Origin of the sequence: Cryobacterium sp. TMS1-20-1 (genome assembly GCF_004402355.1) — a bacterium.
GTDB classification, from domain to species: Bacteria; Actinomycetota; Actinomycetes; order Actinomycetales; family Microbacteriaceae; genus Cryobacterium; species Cryobacterium levicorallinum.
The window spans coordinates 25,609-41,193 of the sequence record NZ_SOGF01000030.1; the positions used below are offsets into that span (position 1 = coordinate 25,609).

Annotated in this window: 13 protein-coding genes; 7 read left to right on the plus strand and 6 right to left on the minus strand. The window is 67.5% G+C overall.

Going from position 1 to position 15,585, the window contains the following annotated elements:
- Positions 1 to 4: 4 nt before the first annotated feature.
- Entirely contained in the window at positions 5 to 859 is an 855-nt protein-coding gene (gene ddaH, locus E3O45_RS07080) for a dimethylargininase (protein WP_134442755.1), read from the minus strand.
- Positions 860 to 1,085: 226 nt separating this feature from the next.
- On the opposite strand from ddaH, the gene E3O45_RS07085 reads away from it, so the two are divergent.
- A complete protein-coding gene (locus tag E3O45_RS07085) occupies positions 1,086 to 1,523 on the plus strand; it encodes an Lrp/AsnC family transcriptional regulator (RefSeq protein WP_092452413.1) in 438 nt (145 codons plus the stop codon).
- 9 nt (positions 1,524 to 1,532) lie between these two features.
- Here E3O45_RS07085 and E3O45_RS07090 read toward each other — a convergent pair whose 3' ends face one another.
- Positions 1,533 to 2,303: an ABC transporter permease gene (locus E3O45_RS07090; protein WP_134442756.1), complete on the minus strand. Its 771-nt coding sequence runs from the start codon at positions 2,301 to 2,303 to the stop codon at positions 1,533 to 1,535.
- 169 nt (positions 2,304 to 2,472) lie between these two features.
- Between E3O45_RS07090 and E3O45_RS07095 the strand changes: the two genes are divergently transcribed.
- From E3O45_RS07095 to E3O45_RS07105, 4 genes are all read left to right on the plus strand, one after another.
- The gene (locus E3O45_RS07095; RefSeq protein ID WP_092452408.1) at positions 2,473 to 2,847 is read left to right on the plus strand and encodes a GntR family transcriptional regulator; all 375 of its coding nucleotides are present in this window, start codon (positions 2,473 to 2,475) and stop codon (positions 2,845 to 2,847) included.
- A gap of 141 nt (positions 2,848 to 2,988) precedes the next feature.
- Entirely contained in the window at positions 2,989 to 3,798 is an 810-nt protein-coding gene (locus tag E3O45_RS07100) for a hypothetical protein (protein ID WP_134442757.1), read from the plus strand.
- Positions 3,799 to 3,806: 8 nt separating this feature from the next.
- Positions 3,807 to 3,980, plus strand: a complete 174-nt coding sequence (locus tag E3O45_RS17510; protein WP_166789421.1) for a hypothetical protein — start codon at positions 3,807 to 3,809, stop codon at positions 3,978 to 3,980.
- Positions 3,977 to 4,339, plus strand: a complete 363-nt coding sequence (locus E3O45_RS07105) for a GntR family transcriptional regulator (RefSeq protein WP_370450329.1) — start codon at positions 3,977 to 3,979, stop codon at positions 4,337 to 4,339. Before E3O45_RS17510 ends, E3O45_RS07105 begins: the two co-directional genes overlap by 4 nt.
- Before the next feature lie 180 nt (positions 4,340 to 4,519).
- Here E3O45_RS07105 and E3O45_RS07110 read toward each other — a convergent pair whose 3' ends face one another.
- The 4 genes from E3O45_RS07110 to E3O45_RS07125 form a co-directional block, all read right to left on the minus strand.
- The gene (locus E3O45_RS07110) at positions 4,520 to 5,515 is read right to left on the minus strand and encodes an NAD(P)-dependent oxidoreductase (RefSeq protein ID WP_134442758.1); all 996 of its coding nucleotides are present in this window, start codon (positions 5,513 to 5,515) and stop codon (positions 4,520 to 4,522) included.
- Positions 5,516 to 5,525: 10 nt separating this feature from the next.
- Positions 5,526 to 8,612 (minus strand): alpha/beta fold hydrolase, encoded by a 3,087-nt coding sequence (locus E3O45_RS07115; RefSeq protein WP_241985266.1) that lies wholly within the window; start codon positions 8,610 to 8,612, stop codon positions 5,526 to 5,528.
- 426 nt (positions 8,613 to 9,038) lie between these two features.
- Positions 9,039 to 10,061: a 3-oxoacyl-ACP synthase III gene (locus E3O45_RS07120; RefSeq protein ID WP_092452398.1), complete on the minus strand. Its 1,023-nt coding sequence runs from the start codon at positions 10,059 to 10,061 to the stop codon at positions 9,039 to 9,041.
- A 122-nt stretch (positions 10,062 to 10,183) separates the two neighbouring features.
- Positions 10,184 to 13,765 (minus strand): bifunctional proline dehydrogenase/L-glutamate gamma-semialdehyde dehydrogenase, encoded by a 3,582-nt coding sequence (locus E3O45_RS07125; protein WP_134442776.1) that lies wholly within the window; start codon positions 13,763 to 13,765, stop codon positions 10,184 to 10,186.
- A gap of 156 nt (positions 13,766 to 13,921) precedes the next feature.
- Between E3O45_RS07125 and E3O45_RS07130 the strand changes: the two genes are divergently transcribed.
- Positions 13,922 to 14,887, plus strand: a complete 966-nt coding sequence (locus E3O45_RS07130; RefSeq protein ID WP_134442759.1) for a LysR family transcriptional regulator — start codon at positions 13,922 to 13,924, stop codon at positions 14,885 to 14,887.
- A gap of 186 nt (positions 14,888 to 15,073) precedes the next feature.
- A complete protein-coding gene (locus tag E3O45_RS07135) occupies positions 15,074 to 15,580 on the plus strand; it encodes a DUF6328 family protein (RefSeq protein ID WP_134442760.1) in 507 nt (168 codons plus the stop codon).
- The last annotated feature ends 5 nt before the right edge of the window (positions 15,581 to 15,585 follow it).

The window sequence follows — 15,585 nt, forward strand, 5'->3', positions numbered from 1 at the left end:
GCGGTCATCGGCGCAGCTCGAGCGTGCAGCACTTGACGCCGCCGCCGCCGAGCAGCAGCTCGGACAGGTCGACGCCGATCGGGTTGTAGCCGCGGGCGCGCAGCTGCTGTTCGAAGTCCTTGGCGCGGGCGGCGATGACGACGTTGTAGCCGTCGGAGTAGGAGTTGAGTCCGAGGATGGAGGCATCCTCTTCGGTGACGATAATGGCGTCGGGGTAACGTTCCTGCAGAATCGCGAGGCTCGGAGCATCGAACGCGCTCGGCAGGTACGCGATATTGCTGTCAGCGAGCACGGCGACGGCGGTGTCGAGGTGGTAAAAGCTCGGGTTGATCAGGCGCAGGGTGATGACCGGGCGGCCGGCGATAATCGAGAGCTCTGCATGGCTGTTCGAATCGCTGCGAAAGCCTGTGCCGGCCAGAATAACGTCGCCGACCAGCAAAAAGTCGCCCTCGCCCTCGTTGGTTTCGATCGGCACGCGTACGTCGAAGCCGTTGGCGCCGAACCAGTCCATGTAGGCGGGACCTTCGGGCTGGCGCTGTACGTGGGTGAACTTGGCGCCGTAGGCCTGGTTGTCGATGACGAATCCGCCGTTGGCCGCGTAGACCATGTCGGGCAGGCCGTCGATCGGCTCGATCAGCTGCACGTCGTAGCCGAGGCCGACGTAGGTGTCGTACAGGGTCTGCCACTGCTCGACGGCGAGCGAGGTGTCGGTGGGCAGGGCCGGGTCCATCCAGGGGTTGATGCGGTAGACCACGGTGAAGAACTGCGGCTTGCACATGAGAATGGTGCGCTTGGTGGCGGTGCGCACCGGAACGGCCGATTCTTCGGAGAGGACGGGGGTGGCTGAGTCGATCGACATGAGGCTCCTTCGTCGTTTCGCGGACCTGAAAACCCACGAAACGTAGGGTGAATGGCGGACCAGGTCGCTCACGAGAGCCCGGCGCGATCGAATCACGATCGTTCCGGGACGCCAGTCTTAGTCTCACACAGCACGATTCAACGTTTCACGCTGATCTGCGCAATAAATCTTCGAGAATGACCGTCGGGACGCACGTTTGCGCACAGCGATCGCCTAGACTCGGCCCATGGACAACCTAGACCACAGCATTCTCGACCTGCTGCGCCAGAATGCGCGTGCCGGCTACGGCGATATCGGATCCGTCGTAGGGCTGTCGGCATCCGCTGTGAAACGGCGCGTTGATCGGCTGGTGGCCGACAAGGTCATTCGCAGCTTCACCATTCAGGTCGATCCGGCCGTCGACGGCATGAGCACGGAAGCCTATGTCGAGCTGTTCTGCCGCGGCACGGTGGCGCCCGACGAACTGCTGCGCATTCTCTCCGGCGTGCCGGAGGTGGTCGATGCCGGAACGATCACCGGCAGCGCCGATGCCATGGTGCACATTCGCGCCCGGGACATTCCCGGTCTCGAGGCGGCCCTCGAAAAGGTGCGCCTCGCGCCCAACGTCGACCACACCCGCAGCGCGATCGTCTTGTCCCGCCTGATTCACCGTTCGGTCGAGTAATTTCGAGGGCTAGACCGTGGGGACGGGCTTTTGGCGCACCGGGCCGACCAGGTGCAGCAGGGTCACCGCGGCGATCGACCCGGCGCAGAGGATGCCGGCGAGCACGACGATCTGAAACCGGCCGGCCTCCAGGGGCGATGCTCCGCCAAAGAGCGCGCCGACGAACGCCCCGGGCAACGTCACGAGGCCGGTGGTTTTGGTCTGATCCGTGGACGGGATGATGGCGAAATAGACCGCTTGCCGGGCGAGTTCCCGGGTGGACTGGCCCGGTGTGGCGCCGAGCGCGAGCCAGCCCTCGACCTCGTCCCAGTGGTCGCCGACCGCTTCGGTGAAGCGCCGACCGCTCAGCGTCGCGATCGACATGGCATTGCCGATGATAATGCCGCCGATGGCGAGCACGTAGCGCGGCGAAAATTCAATCGCCCCGGTCGTGAACACGATCGTCAGCGTGACGACAACACCGAGCCCCATCGCCGCAGCAACCCGAACCAGGTGGCGCCGGTTGAAGCCGATCCTCCGGGTCACCGTGCCAACGGCTGCCGCGAACATGACGAGCAGTCCGACACCGACCCAGAGCGGATCGTTGATGATTCCGCTGAGGATCAGGCTGATCGCGGCCAGCTGCAGGGTACCGCGCAGCAGGGCCAACGCTGGCGCGAACGGATGCTGCGTGCGATAGCCGCGTAGCACCGTCACGACCACCGCCAGAAGCAGCAGGACACCGACCAGGGTGGGCAGCAGCCCGGCCAGCTGGGCGGGCAGATCGGCCGGGAAGGTCATGGGTTCGAGCCTACCGAGCCGCCGCGGCCTCACGAACGGTGCTTCGTGGGCGTTGAGGCAGGCTGGCACCCGCGCTCTCGGACATTCTGGAGGAACGTACCGACGGTATGCTGTTGCAGCATCCGTTGTAGCGGGGCAAAATTGTCCATAACGTTGAACGGAGGGTCCCGTGCCCGCTTCCTTTGTTGCCATTGATTCCCAGTCGAGTACGCCGCCGTTCGAACAGTTGCGCAGCCAGGTGATTGCGGCCGTGCGCTCCGGCGAGCTCGCCCACGACACTCGCCTGCCGACCGTGCGTGCCCTCGCCGCTGAACTCGGCCTCGCCACGAACACGGTCGCCCGCGCCTATCGTGAGCTGGAGCGTGACGCCGTCATTGAAACCCGCGGCCGATTCGGGTCATTCATCGCTCCCAATGGCGATGCGGCGGCGCGGCAGGCCCAGGCGGCCGCCGCGTCGTTCGCCGCTCGCATTCAGCAGCTCGGGGTGAGCCGGGAGGAGGCGCTCGCTCTCGTCACCGAAGCTCTGGAGCGTCCCAGCGCCTGAACCGCTGGTGCTGTGCTCTTTCTGGGTGCATTGAGTTTTCGTGGTCAGGCACGGCCAGGACAGCTTTTCCTGCCGAGCACCTATTGCCACAGTGGTTTGTATTGCTACTCTGGTACAAAACGCACACAAAGGGAGGGTTTTGTGAATCCGGTCTTGGTGATTTTGGCAGCGCTGGTGATGGCGGGTCTCGGCATCCGTTTGGCCTATATCTCGAGTGCCGAACCGCGCAGACGGATGCTGCACGCCTACTCTCGGCAGGTCGGGCTCGCGTTGGTTCCCGGGATCGTTCCCGAGCTGTCGCGCCGACTCTATCGCCGGGAACGTGCCGGGGTCGTCGGAGCGATGATCGGACTCGTCGTCGGAGCGGCGGCGCTCGTCTCGATGGGCGGGAGCGAGAGCCCGTGGAACGGACTTCTGGTCGGGGTCACGATGACGGTTGCGTCGACAAGCGCCGTGATCCTCAACGATTCGCATGCGGCCTTCGCCCCGGTTCCCGAGGCGCCGCGACTCGCGCGCAGCCTGTCGCCCCGGCTGGCCGACTATGTCACGCCGCTCGACCGCACGTTTTCGCTGGGATTCCTGGCGCTGGCCACCCTCGGCTACATTGCCGTGCTCGGAGTCATCGCGATCAACCCGGAGCGGGTGTTCGATGACGTTTCGGTGCGAACTATTCTCTGGCCGGCCGGACTGCTCCTGGCCCTCGCGGCTGCAGCGAGCCTGCTCACCTGGGCGGCAGCCGGGGCGCTGCTCGATCGCGGCCAGCCGGCCAGCACATCCATGAACTGGCCTGGAGCGATGCCTTTCGCAGCACCACCCTGCGCAGCCTGGTCGGGATCCCGGGCATCATTGCGGCCGTCAGTACCTGCGTGTTGTTCCTGTCACTCAGCGACTCGATCTATCTGCCGGAGCCCGGCTCGGTCGGGGAGATTCTGGTCGAATCGTTCACGATAATGGGACCGGTGCTGGTCTTCGCCCTAATCGGTTGGAGCGTGACGAGCCTGCGCAATCGCAGCACCACGCACTACCTGCGTCGACTGTGGCCCGAGACAGCCGTGGAACTCGCCCGGTACCGGCGCGGCCCAACCGCCGACAACTGGCCCGACGAAGACAGCCGAGAGAAGACCTCGGCATGATGCTGCTGGTCGATCCGCGATCCGCCACACCGCCCTACGAACAGTTGCGGGTGCAGGTACTCGCCGCCGTTCGTGCGGGTTCACTGGTCCCCGGCGACAAGCTGCCGACCGTGCGCAAACTCGCGGACGATCTGGGGCTCGCCGCCAACACCGTGGCCCGCGCCTACCGCGAGCTCGAGCGCGACGAAGTAATCGAGACGCGCGGCCGCAACGGTTCCTTCATCGCCGCCAGTGGGGATGCCGCCCAGCAGCACGTGCAGGCCGCCGCCGCCGCGTTTGCCGCCCGGGCGCGCAAGCTCGGCGTGGCCCCCGAGGAGGCGCTCACGTTCGCGCGCGCGGCCCTCGGGTTTCGCGCGTAGCGCCGCATCTGCCGGGATAGCCGTGCAGACCTGCGCGCTTCCGCACGAAATGAGCTCCCAACGCGCAGTTTTCGAGGCTGGGGACACCGCCGCACAAACCGACCGGGCCCGGGCCCGGTCGCTAGGCCCATGTTCTATCATGGGCCCGGTTTCCGGGCCCGGGCCCGGTCGGAGTGATGGCTAGTGGGTGCGGCGAGCGCGATAGTGCGCGGCGAGACGCTCGAAGCCCTCGTCGAGGGAGACCGCGGGGGTCCAGTGCAGGTCGGCGCGGGTGCGGCGCTGGTCGAACCAGTGCGCGGTCGAGAGCTGTTCGGCCAGAAACCGGGTCATTGGCGGCTCGTCGACACCCGGGCGACGCCGCCAGATGGCCTCGATGAGCGAGCCGACACCGCGGGCAGCGGATGCCGGCACCCGCCAGGTCGGCGCCGGCACGTTGGCCGCGCCGCAGATTCCGGCGAGGATGTCCGCAACCGGGCGCGGTTCCCCGTTGGTGATCACGTAGCTCTGGCCATGCACGGTGACAGCTGCGTCGAGCGCGGCATGAATGGCCGAAGCCGCGTTATCGACGTAGGTCGTGTCGATCAGTGCAGCGCCGTGGCCGAGCAGCGGCAGCCGACCGGAGCGCGCCCGGTCGACGATGCGCTCGATCAGCTGGGTATCGCCGGGACCCCAGACCAGGTGCGGGCGCACGGCGACCACGCTGAATCCGGGAGCATCGGCGGCCAGCGCGAGCAGTTCGGCGTGAGCCTTGGTGCGGGCGTAGTCGCCGCGAGCGTGTTCCGGCGCGGCCGGCAGCGCGTCCGAACCCATGATCGAACTGCCGGCATGAGCGACCGACGGTGAGGACACGTAGACGAACCGGGAGACGCCGGCCTGCTGCGCAGCCTGCAGCACCGTGCGGGTGCCGCCGACATTCACCGCCGCGAACTCGTCCGGATCCCCGGTGAGGGAGACCTTCGCGGCGAGGTGCACGACCGCGTCCATGCCGCTGACGGCATAGGCGAGACCGGCGTACGGGGTGTCGGCCGGCGTCGTGATGGAGCCGTGCACGTCTTCGACGCCGGCCACGCCGGATGGCCGCCGTTGAAAGGTGCGCACCTCGTGCCCGGCCGCACTGATGCGCTCGGCGACGGCGCGACCGAGAAATCCGCTGGCTCCGGTCACCAGCACTCTCATGGCGCGCCCCTCATGGCTTAGTCCAGCGACCGCCAGAGAGGATGCCGGTGGCCCAGCGCGACAACCGGCTGCGGTCGATCTTGGAGTTGTGCCGAATATCGGTGGGCAGTCCGGGCACGACGAGCACCGCGGCGACCGGCGAGCCGACGGCGGCGCGCACGGCGGCGGCGAGCGGAGCGGATGCCCGGTGCACGCTGCGGGCCGGCGGCACGGTTTCGATCACGGCGACCTGCTGCTGGGTGCCGACCGGGCCGACCCCGACGAAGGCCGCACGAGCAACGTCGGGCAGCGTTTCGATGCGCTGCTCCGGACCGACCGGGGTGACGACGCCGGCAGCCGTCACGATGACATGCGGCATGCGGCCCTCGACCCAGAGGCGGCCAGCGGTGTCGAGGTGACCGACGTCGCCGGTTCGATGCCAGCGTTCGCCGGGCACCCCGCCGCGCCGCGAGGTGCGTTCGGTGAGCCAGAGCCGGTCGTAGTGGTCCTTGACGTGCGGCGCCGACACGACGATCTCGCCGGTCACGTCGGGCTGCTCCGACAACTCACCAACGGATGCCCCACTCGCGTCGAGCGCGCTGATCCGGATGCGCGTGGTCTGCGTCGAACCCCCGACGCAGACTCCCCCGGCAGGGTTCACTTCAGCCGACGTCGCAATGAGTGCGGCCTCACCCTCTCCGCCGGTCGAGCTTGCCGAGACCGCAGTGTCGGGCAGTGGGGCTGTGGACGGGTCCGACTCGCCGTCGTGCGCTGCGGCATCCGCTCTGCGAGGCATGGAAACACTCGCAGCGGCAGCCCGGATGCCCTCGAGCGTAATGTCGGCCATGAGCAGGCCCTCGGTCATGCCGTACGGGGTGTGCGCGGTCGCTTGCGGCATGAGCGTCGCGGCCTGGGCGAGCAGGCTCTCGGAGATTGGCGCGCCGGCCGAGAGAAAACGCTGAACCCCGGCGAGGGCCGCGTGATCGGCGGGGGTGAGCGCGCCGGCGGTCGCGACGACGTTCACGAGCGCGGCGGGCGAGAGAAAGACAACCGTCGCGTCGATGGCGGCCACGGCGGCCGCGACGGCGGTGGCGGTGAGGGTTTTGGGGGCCGTGACGTCCATATCGGGGGTGACCGAGCGGGCGCCGAGGGCCGGGCCGAGCAGGGCGAACGGGGCGAATCCGGCGACGAGACCGGTTCCGACGCCCACTTCGTACTGCAGAAAGAGGGCATTGCTCACAGCGGAGAGCTGGCCGTGGGTGTAGACGACGCCCTTGGCCGGGCCGGTCGATCCGGAGGTGAACAGCACGGCGGCCGGGTCGGTCGGTGCGGGGCCGGGCGGGAGTGCGTCGTCGGCGTCCAGGCGCGCCTGGCCCAACTGCACGAGCTCGGCGAGCGTGTGCTCGATGCTCAGGAGCGCGGCCATCGGAGCCGGGAAGCGCGCCGTGGAGATTTTGCGTCCGGGCCAGCCGAGGGCGCGGGCGGCCATGAGGCCGGGAGCTGCGCCGATGACGAAGTCGGGGCGGGCGCCGCGCACGGCGCGAGTGAGGCCGGCCAGGCCGAGGCCGGCATCCGCTACGACGACGATCGCGCCGATGCGCACGCAGGCGTAGAGCACCGCGGTGAGGTCGGCGCTCGGCGGAACCAGCAGCGAGACGCGGTCGCCGGGCTTGACGCCGATGAAGACGAGACCGGCCGCGATCTGGCGTACGCGCCGCGACAGCAGACGCCAGCTGACGGTGCGCGGGGCCGGCTGCATATCGACGAGGGCGGTCTCGTCGGAGTTTTGCAATTCGTCAAGGTAATACCAAAGTGGATGTGTCCCCGCGGCTTCCCACGCGGCTTGCGTTCCCCCTATGGCGATCTCGACCAACGGAGATAGCGAGGCGGCCTCGCTCCCCGAGACGGGGGTCTCGGCCAACGGAGATGGTGCGACCGCCTCGGCGCCCGAAGTGGCGGTGAGCAGCGTGCTGGACGCTCCCATCCGCTGATCGAGCTTGCCGAGATCGCCAGTCCGGGAGGGGGACGTGACCGCATTAGCCGCATCGTCGGGAGTGACCGCGACAGCGTCGCCGAGCCAGAGCAGCGCGGCAGCAGTGTAGTCCGCATCCTCGGCCAGCAGATGCCCAGCGCCCTCGAACCGGTGCACGCGGGCGTGCGGCATCCGCCGGGCCAGGTCGTCGAGGTAGCGGTCGCTGAAGATTGGATCGCGGGGACCCCAAAGCAGCAGCGTCGGCACCGCGAGGGCGCGCGCGCCCTCCGCTATGCGGTCGAGTTCAGGCCGACTTTCGTGGCTCAGGGCGACCGGAATGTCGGCGACGAACCCGCCGATTCCCCCGCGTCGAGCGCTCGTCAAATACGGAGCTCGGTAGCCGCGCTTGACCTCGGTCGATAGCGACGGATGCGCCAGCGCCAACGTCGTGGCCAGAAACGCCGGCGTCGCCACGGTCGCCGGGCCGAGGATTCCACGACCGAGGGCGAGCCGCAGTGGCGCCGGAATCGGATCGCCAGCGCTCTGATGCACCGCCGTATTGAGCAGCATGACTCCGGCCAGCAGTTCGGGGTGGTCGACGGCCCAGCCGAGCGAGACGACTCCTCCCCAGTCATGGCCGAGGGTGACGACCGGGCCGGCCAGGTCGAGGGCGTCGGTGAGGTCGCCGAGGTCCTGCACCCGGCGGGCCAGCGGGCGAAAACCTCCGGTGCGCTCGGAGAAACCCATGTCGAGCTGGTCGACGGCGATCACGCGCCAGGCGAGCGCACCCGACGCCGCTGCATCCGTTGCCGACGACAGCAGGCCGCGCCAGAGGTAGGACCAGGTCGGGTTGCCGTGCACGCACAGAATCGTTCCGACCGGAATCACGCCGAGCGCGTCGAGCTGCGGGCCATTGTCGAGCAGGTGCCAGCCGTGCGTCACGCCACTCGCCGTGCTGCCGGTTGCCGCGGCACCCGAATCGCTGCCCAACCCACCCGCTAGTCCGCCCGCAGCGCTGCGTTCCGGAACCTCGATCAGGCGCGACCACTCTGGGTCGAGCCCCGTCAGTCCGGCCGGCGGGAGTGTCGCCGGGGCTGGCACCAGGCGCGGAAGGCGGGAAGCTGCGGTTGCGCGGGTATTAGTCACAGTGTCTTTTCTCCGATTGGGTCATGCACCTGACTGCCGTGAAGCGGATGCGTACAGTCAGGTTCACGGGGCAAGAGATGGCATCTCACGAGTGGTGGGCACGTTCAAGGGGCCAAAAGTGGCATCTCGCGAGCAACCCGGGTGCCACGCGCTGCGAGATGCCATATATAGCCCCATGGTTTTCCCGAGGTGCCATCTTTGGCCCCTTGACAGCACTCCAAGGGGCCAAAGATGGCACCTCACGGTCAGCACGCAGACCCCAAGGGGCAAGAGATGGCATCTCGCCAGTGGTGGGCACGTTCAAGGGGCCAAGGGTGGCACCTCGTGTGGCGCTTCGCCTGAACCCGTAGTAACGGGGATAGCCACAATCTTCGAAAACGCCGGCGTCGACGGAAGTACGGTCGAAGCGGCCCTCCAGAAGCATCGTCACCAGACGAGTTCCATCATGGCGGTGTTGAGGCCGGAACCGACGCCCATCAGCAGCACCCGGTTGCCCGGTTGCAGCTTCGACGCCTCCTGGGAGAGGGTGATCGGAATCGATGCCGGGCCGACATTGCCAAGCTTCGGATAGGTCAGCGGAACCTTGGTTTTGTCCATGCCGGTCGCCTTGACGATGGCGTTGGTGTGCACGTCCGAGACCTGGTGCACGATGTAGCGGTCCATGTTGGACCAGCTCCAGTCGCGCTTCGCCTCGGTCCAGGCCGACACGACCAGTTCCATGCCGCCCTTGAGCAGCGCCTTCGCGTCGGTGAACATGCCATCGACGCTGCCGACGCAGAGTCCGTTGAACTGAGTGGCCGCGCGGGTGACTCCGCCGAGGATGCGGTGGCCGGCGGGGTGGGCATCCGCTGGACCGAGCACGGCGGCAGCGGCGCCGGAGCCGAGGGTGAGGCTGGCGAACTCACTCATGAAGTCTTTGCGCTTAATGCCCGGGCGACCGAGGCGGTCAATCGTGTTGGTCTGGATCTCGTCGGCGTCTTCACCGTCGATGATCACGGCGTACTTGATCTGCCCGCTGTCGATGAGCTGGGCGGCGAGGGTCATGCCGTTGACGAAGCCGAGGCAGGCGTTGGCAATGTCGAAGTTGATCGCCGACGACGGCAGGCCGAGGCCGTGGTGAATACGCACGGCAACAGAGGGTTCAAGGTGCTTGCGGGTGACCGAGGTATTGATGAGCAGGCCCACGTCGCTCGGCTTGATGCCAGCCTCTTTAAGCGCGATCTTGCCGGCCTTGACCGCGGCGTCATCGAAGGTCTCGTCCGGGCCCCAATTGCGTCGCTCGTAGACACCGGCGACGCGCTGCAGCAGCCCGGTCGGCAGTTTGAGGCGCGTCAATACGGGCTTCAACCGTCGGTCGATTTCTTCCGACGTCGTGATCAGCGGCGCCATGAGACTCGCGACCGACAACAAGGCGACGTTTCGATGCGTCGTCGTCGCGTTTCCGTTCAAGCGTGAACCCCTGTCGAATTGTGGACAGCGGTAATCATACGTCCCCTAACAGTTTGACCCACGAAACTGTATGTAAACCGCACGTGGCCTGTGTGCCCGCTCGGGGCACACAGGCAGCCGGGCTAGATCACACCGTCCGAGAGGGTGCTCGGGTTGCCGAACCGGTGCGCGGTGATCGAGATGGCCTGTTCGCGCAGGAACGGCAGCACCTCGATGCGGCCGGCCTGGGTGACAGCGTTCGAATACACCGCGATGTCCGGGCTGCCGGCCAGCGCCTCGGCGAGAGCGGATGCCGCCTCCCGCGCCCCGAGCACCGGGTCGCTGCCGATCAGACGCACCCGGCTGGCGGTGATGCCGCCGGAGCGGGCGCGAGCGAGCCATTCCTCGTCGCTTTCGATGAACACCGGAATCTCGCGCTGGGCGAGGATATTGCGCACGGCCGGCGGCACCGGAATGGTGCTCGAGACGTCGAAGCGCGACGTGGACAGCGTTGCGGCGGCGATCACGCGCAGCAGCTGGGCGAGCGTTCCCGACTCAGTCAGGCGCACGGTGACCGGCAGCGCGCGGTAGCGGAACAGGTTGCGCTCCACTCCGAGCCCGGTGGCGTCGCGCACGACGTTGAATTCCTCGCGCCAGGCCAGGGCGTCGCTCACGGCCGAGCGGCGCAGCACGTCGAAGTCGGCGTAGTCGAGGAACGGCTGGCTGGCTTCGATAATGTCGGTGACTCGCTGCTCCAGGCCACGCAGGTGCAGCGTCGAGCTGTTGCGGCCGGGTTCGTTGACCCAGCTGCCGAGGCCGAGCAGGTAGTTCGGTCCGCCGGCCTTGGTGCCGGCGCCCACGGCCGAGCGCTTCCAGCCGCCGAACGGCTGACGCTGCACGATGGCGCCGGTGATGCCGCGGTTGACGTAGAGGTTGCCGGCTTCGATCGTGTCGACCCAGAGGGCCAGCTCGTCGGCGTCGAGCGAGTGCAGTCCGGTGGTCAGGCCGAAGTCGACAGCGTTCTGAAAGCGGATGGCTTCTTCCAGATTGCGTGCGTGCATCACGCCGAGTACCGGTCCGAAGAACTCGGTCAGGTGGAAATACGATCCGGGCGTGACGCCGGTGCGGATGCCCGGCGACCACAGCTTGCCGGTCTCATCGAGCTGCCGGGGCTCGACCAGCCACTGTTCTTCGGCGCCGAGGGTGGTGAGGGCGTGCAGCAGTTTGCCGTCGGCCGGCATCATGATCGGGCCCATCTGGGTGACCGGGTCGCTCGCCTGGCCGACCTTGATCGAGGTCGCGGCGTCGACCAGCTGGCCGAGGAACCGCTCCGACTTCGCGACCGATCCGACCAGAATCACCAGGCTCGCGGCCGAGCACTTCTGCCCGGCGTGGCCGAAGGCGCTCTTCACCACGTCGGCGGCGGCTAGGTCGAAGTCGGCCGACGGCGTCACGATGATGGCGTTCTTGCCGCTGGTTTCGGCGAGCAGGGGTAGGTCATGACGGAATGAACGGAACAGCTCGGCCGTCTCATAGCCGCCGGTGAGGATGACCCGGTTCACCGCGGGGTGCGCGATGAGCTTGGCGCCGAGATCGCGGTCGGGCAGGTTCACCAGCGCGAGCAGCTCGCGCGGGATGCCGGCTTCCCAGAGCGCTTCGACGACGATGGCGCCGGTGCGCTGGGCTACTGCGGCGGGCTTGATCACGACGCCGGCACCCGAGGCGAGGGCGGCGAGGACGCCGCCGGCCGGAATGGCGGTCGGGAAGTTCCACGGCGGGGTGACCACGATGAGCTTGGACGGCACGAAGATGGCGCCCTGCACCCGGTCGAGGTCTTTGGCTCGTTCGGCGTAGTAGTTGGCGAAGTCGATGGCCTCGCTCACCTCGGCGTCACCCTCGGCGATGGTCTTGCCGCACTCGCTCGCCATGACCTCGATCAGGCGGTCACGGTTCGCGGCGAGCGCCAGGGCGGCGCGGTGCAGCACGGCGGCACGTTCGGCGCCGGTCTTCTGGCCCCAGGCGTTTCCGGCTTCGAGCACACCGTCGATGATGGTATTCAGCGCTGCCTCATCGGCAACGGCGGCGGCCTCGATCGTCTCGGTACCGAGAACGGATGCGTCGGCGCGGGCCAAAATCCGTCGGCCCCAGGCGCGGTTCGCGGGCAGCGACGGGTCGGTGTCCGGCTCGTTGTGGAACGTCGAGTGGGTGGGCACCGAGCCGCGGGTGATGCCGAGCAGTGCGCCGGTCAGTTGCGGGTCGTCGTCGTTGGCGGTCTCGGCGTCGTGGCTGCGGGCATCCGTTGCGGCGGCGGCGAGGCGGTCGAGGTCGTAGCTGCTCGAACGATCCTGCACGCGGTTGGGGGTGGGGACCCGGTCGTCGAGCGCGTCGAGCGAGGCCTGGAAACGGGCCTTTTCGCGGTCGAACAGCTCGGGGTTGCTGGTCAGCTCGAACACGGCCGACATGAAGTTCTCCGAGCTCGCGTTCTCTTCGAGCCGGCGAATGAGGTAGCTGATGGCCACGTCGAACTGCGAGGGGTCGACGACCGGTGTGTAGAGCAGCAGCTGGCCGACGTCTTTGCGCACGGCCTGGGCCTGGCCGGTCGCCATGCCGAGCAGCATCTCGAACTCGACCTTGTCGTCGACGCCGCGGGCGACGCTGAGCAGGTGCGCCCAGGCCACGTCGAACAGGTTGTGGCCGGCGATGCCGAGCTTGACGGCATCCGTGTTCTGCGGGGTGAGCGCCCAGTTGAGCACCCGCTTGTAGTTGGTGTCGCTGTCCTGCTTGGTGCCGAAGGTCGCGAGCGGCCAGTCGTGCACGGCGGCATCGACGTGCTCCATAGCGAGGTTGGCGCCCTTGACCAGGCGCACCTTGATCGGGGCACCGCCGGCCGCGCGGCGGTTCTGGGCCCAGTGGGTGAGGCCCTGAATGGCGCTGAGGGCGTCGGGCAGGTAGGCCTGCAGCACGATACCGGCCTCAAGCTGGGCGAGCTGCGGCTGGTCGAGCAGGCCCTCGAACACCGCGATGGTGAGGTCGAGGTCGCGGTACTCCTCCATGTCGAGGTTGATGAATTTCGGGGTAGCGGATTGTGCTGCGAACTCAAACAGCGGTGTCAGGCGTTCGATCACGCGGGCGACGGTCTCGTCGAACGCCCACATCGAGAGCTGGCTGGCGATCGAGGACACCTTGATCGAGACGTAGTCCACGTCGGGGCGTTCGAGGATGCGCTTGGTGCCTTCGAGGCGTTCGAGCGCTTCTTTCTCGCCGAGCACGGATTCGCCGAGCAGGTTGATATTGAGGCGGTTGCCGCCCTCTTTCAGGTGCACGAGCGCGGGGCCGAGCTTGTCGGGGGTGGCGTCGACGACGAGGTGGCCGACCATCTGGCGCAGCACGGTGCGGGCGGCCGGGATGACGACCCAGGGCAGCACCGGTCCGAGGATTCCACCGAGACCGATCGCCGCGCGCATCGGTGCGGGCAGAAAACCGGGCGCCTTCTTGGCGACCTTTTGCAGGCTGTAGCCGGCGACCATCTTGTCTTCGGGACGCATGACGCCGTCCACAAAGCCCACCGTGAAGTCGAGGCCGTTCGGGTCCTTCAGCACGCCGGCGAGCCGCTCGGCCGCGGCATCCGCTGGGATGGTGGCACTTTCGTCAAGCCATTTCTTAACGAGCTTGACGACCTCCGAACTGAAATCCTCGTTGGCGGGACGGGTGGAGGCGTTGGTCATGGTCACGAGACTAGTCTTTCGTTCGCGGTGGGTGGCTCTGATGCTTCAAGTCTGAGGCCAGCCTATATTTAGCAAAAGCAATTGTTTATGCATGATATTCGTTACAATTTCTAATGATTTGGTTTTCGGTGGGTCGATGGGTGTAGGGGGCAGTGGATGTTGGACGTCAGGCGGCTGCGACTGCTGCGCGAACTGAAGATTCGCGGCACCCTCGCCGGGGTCGCCGAGGCACTCGCCTACAGCCCTTCGGCGGTGTCGCAACAGCTCGCGCTGCTCGAAAAGGAGGCCGGCGTCGTGCTGTTGAAGAAGGTCGGCCGCCGGGTGCAGCTCACGCCGCAGGCCGAGATTCTGGTCGAGCACACCACCTACCTGCTGGAGCGACTCGAACTCGCCGAAGCGGACCTGCGCGCGAGCACCACGACCGTGTCGGGCACCGTGCGGGTGGCCGTGTTCCAGTCGGCGGCCCTCGCGGTGATTCCCCGGGCGCTCACCTTTCTGGCGGAAGACTATCCGGCGCTGCGCGTCGAAGTGACCGAGCGCGAGCCGGAACGTGGCCTGTTCGAGGTCGCCGCGCGCGACTTCGACCTCGTACTCGCCGAGCAGTACCCCGGCCATACTCGCGCGCACTGGCCCGACCTCGACCGGGTCAATCTGGCCACGGATGCGCTGCGGCTCGCGGTGCCGCCCGAAGATGCCGGCTCGGGCCGCGTGCGTGCGGCGACGCTGGAGGAGACCGCCGGGCTGCCCTGGGTGATGGAACCGGTCGGCACAGCATCGCGGCAATGGGCCACGCAGCTCTGCCGCTCCGCCGGGTTCGAACCGGACGTTCGGTTTGAGACCGCCGACCTGATCGCGCACATCCGCTTGATTGAATCGGGCAATGCGGTGGGCATTCTGCCCGACCTGGTTTGGGCGGGGCGGATGCCGGCCGTGCAGCTGCACGATCTGCCGGGCACCCCGCATCGCACCCTGTTTTCGGCCGCGCGCCGGTCGAGCGCGCAGCGGCCGGGAGTGGTCTCGGTGCGCGGCGCCCTCGACCGGGCGGTGAGCAAGGTGGCCAAGCCCACCGAATCCGACCCGCTGGAGCCGCCGCGCCCGTTCGAGCCCCTCGCGCCGGTCTAGCGGGCCGCCCTCCCTTCCGCGAGAGCGGGAAAAGGTTGCTTCAGCCCCTGGGAAGCAACCGATCACTTGCCTTCGCGTTCGAAGTGCACCCACGCGTCTCACGGCTCCGGCAGTTCGAGACCGCCGCTGGCTTCGGCCCACTCGGCTTCGTGGCAACGCAGCATCACGGGCGCTAGCATTCGGAGCATGACCCCGCCGAATTCAGGATCAGCTCCAGATGTCGCGCCGGAGGACGGCCGCACCGAGACCGCGAACGAACGGCTGGACCGCAACTGGAACTCACTGCTGCAGGAGCTTCGCGTCACGCAAACCGGAACGCAGATCATCGGCGGATTTCTGCTCGCCGTCGCCTTTCAGCCACGTTTTACCGAGCTGGACCGGTACCAGATCACGCTGTACCTGATTTTGGTCTGCGTGACGGCTCTGACCACGGCCCTCGGGCTTGGTCCGGTCATCTTGCACCGGCTCCTGTTCCGACAGCAGGCTATGGCGCAGATCGTGCAAGTCGGCAGCGTCCTGGTGCGCGCCACCCTGGTCGGTGTGGCGGTCGTCGTGTCCGGCACAGTCATCTTCATCTTCGATGTGGCGCTGGGTCGAAGTGCCGGGATCATTGCCGCAGCCGCCGTACTTTTATTGATCAGCTTAAGCTGGCTTATTCTGGCCCGCGCGGTGTCGCGCTGGAGAAGCGCCTAGCCGTC

What these genes read in the sequence shown, in the direction of transcription:
- ddaH (WP_134442755.1), bottom strand. Translation starts at nt 859, where the DNA reads ATGTCGATCGACTCAGCCACCCCCGTCCTCTCCGAAGAATCGGCCGTT.
- E3O45_RS07085 (WP_092452413.1), top strand. Translation starts at nt 1,086, where the DNA reads ATGGACAACCTAGACCACAGCATTCTCGACCTGCTGCGCCAGAATGCG.
- E3O45_RS07090 (WP_134442756.1), bottom strand. Translation starts at nt 2,303, where the DNA reads ATGACCTTCCCGGCCGATCTGCCCGCCCAGCTGGCCGGGCTGCTGCCC.
- E3O45_RS07105 (WP_370450329.1), top strand. Translation starts at nt 3,977, where the DNA reads ATGATGCTGCTGGTCGATCCGCGATCCGCCACACCGCCCTACGAACAG.
- E3O45_RS07110 (WP_134442758.1), bottom strand. Translation starts at nt 5,515, where the DNA reads ATGAGAGTGCTGGTGACCGGAGCCAGCGGATTTCTCGGTCGCGCCGTC.
- E3O45_RS07125 (WP_134442776.1), bottom strand. Translation starts at nt 13,765, where the DNA reads ATGACCAACGCCTCCACCCGTCCCGCCAACGAGGATTTCAGTTCGGAG.
- E3O45_RS07130 (WP_134442759.1), top strand. Translation starts at nt 13,922, where the DNA reads ATGTTGGACGTCAGGCGGCTGCGACTGCTGCGCGAACTGAAGATTCGC.
- E3O45_RS07135 (WP_134442760.1), top strand. Translation starts at nt 15,074, where the DNA reads ATGACCCCGCCGAATTCAGGATCAGCTCCAGATGTCGCGCCGGAGGAC.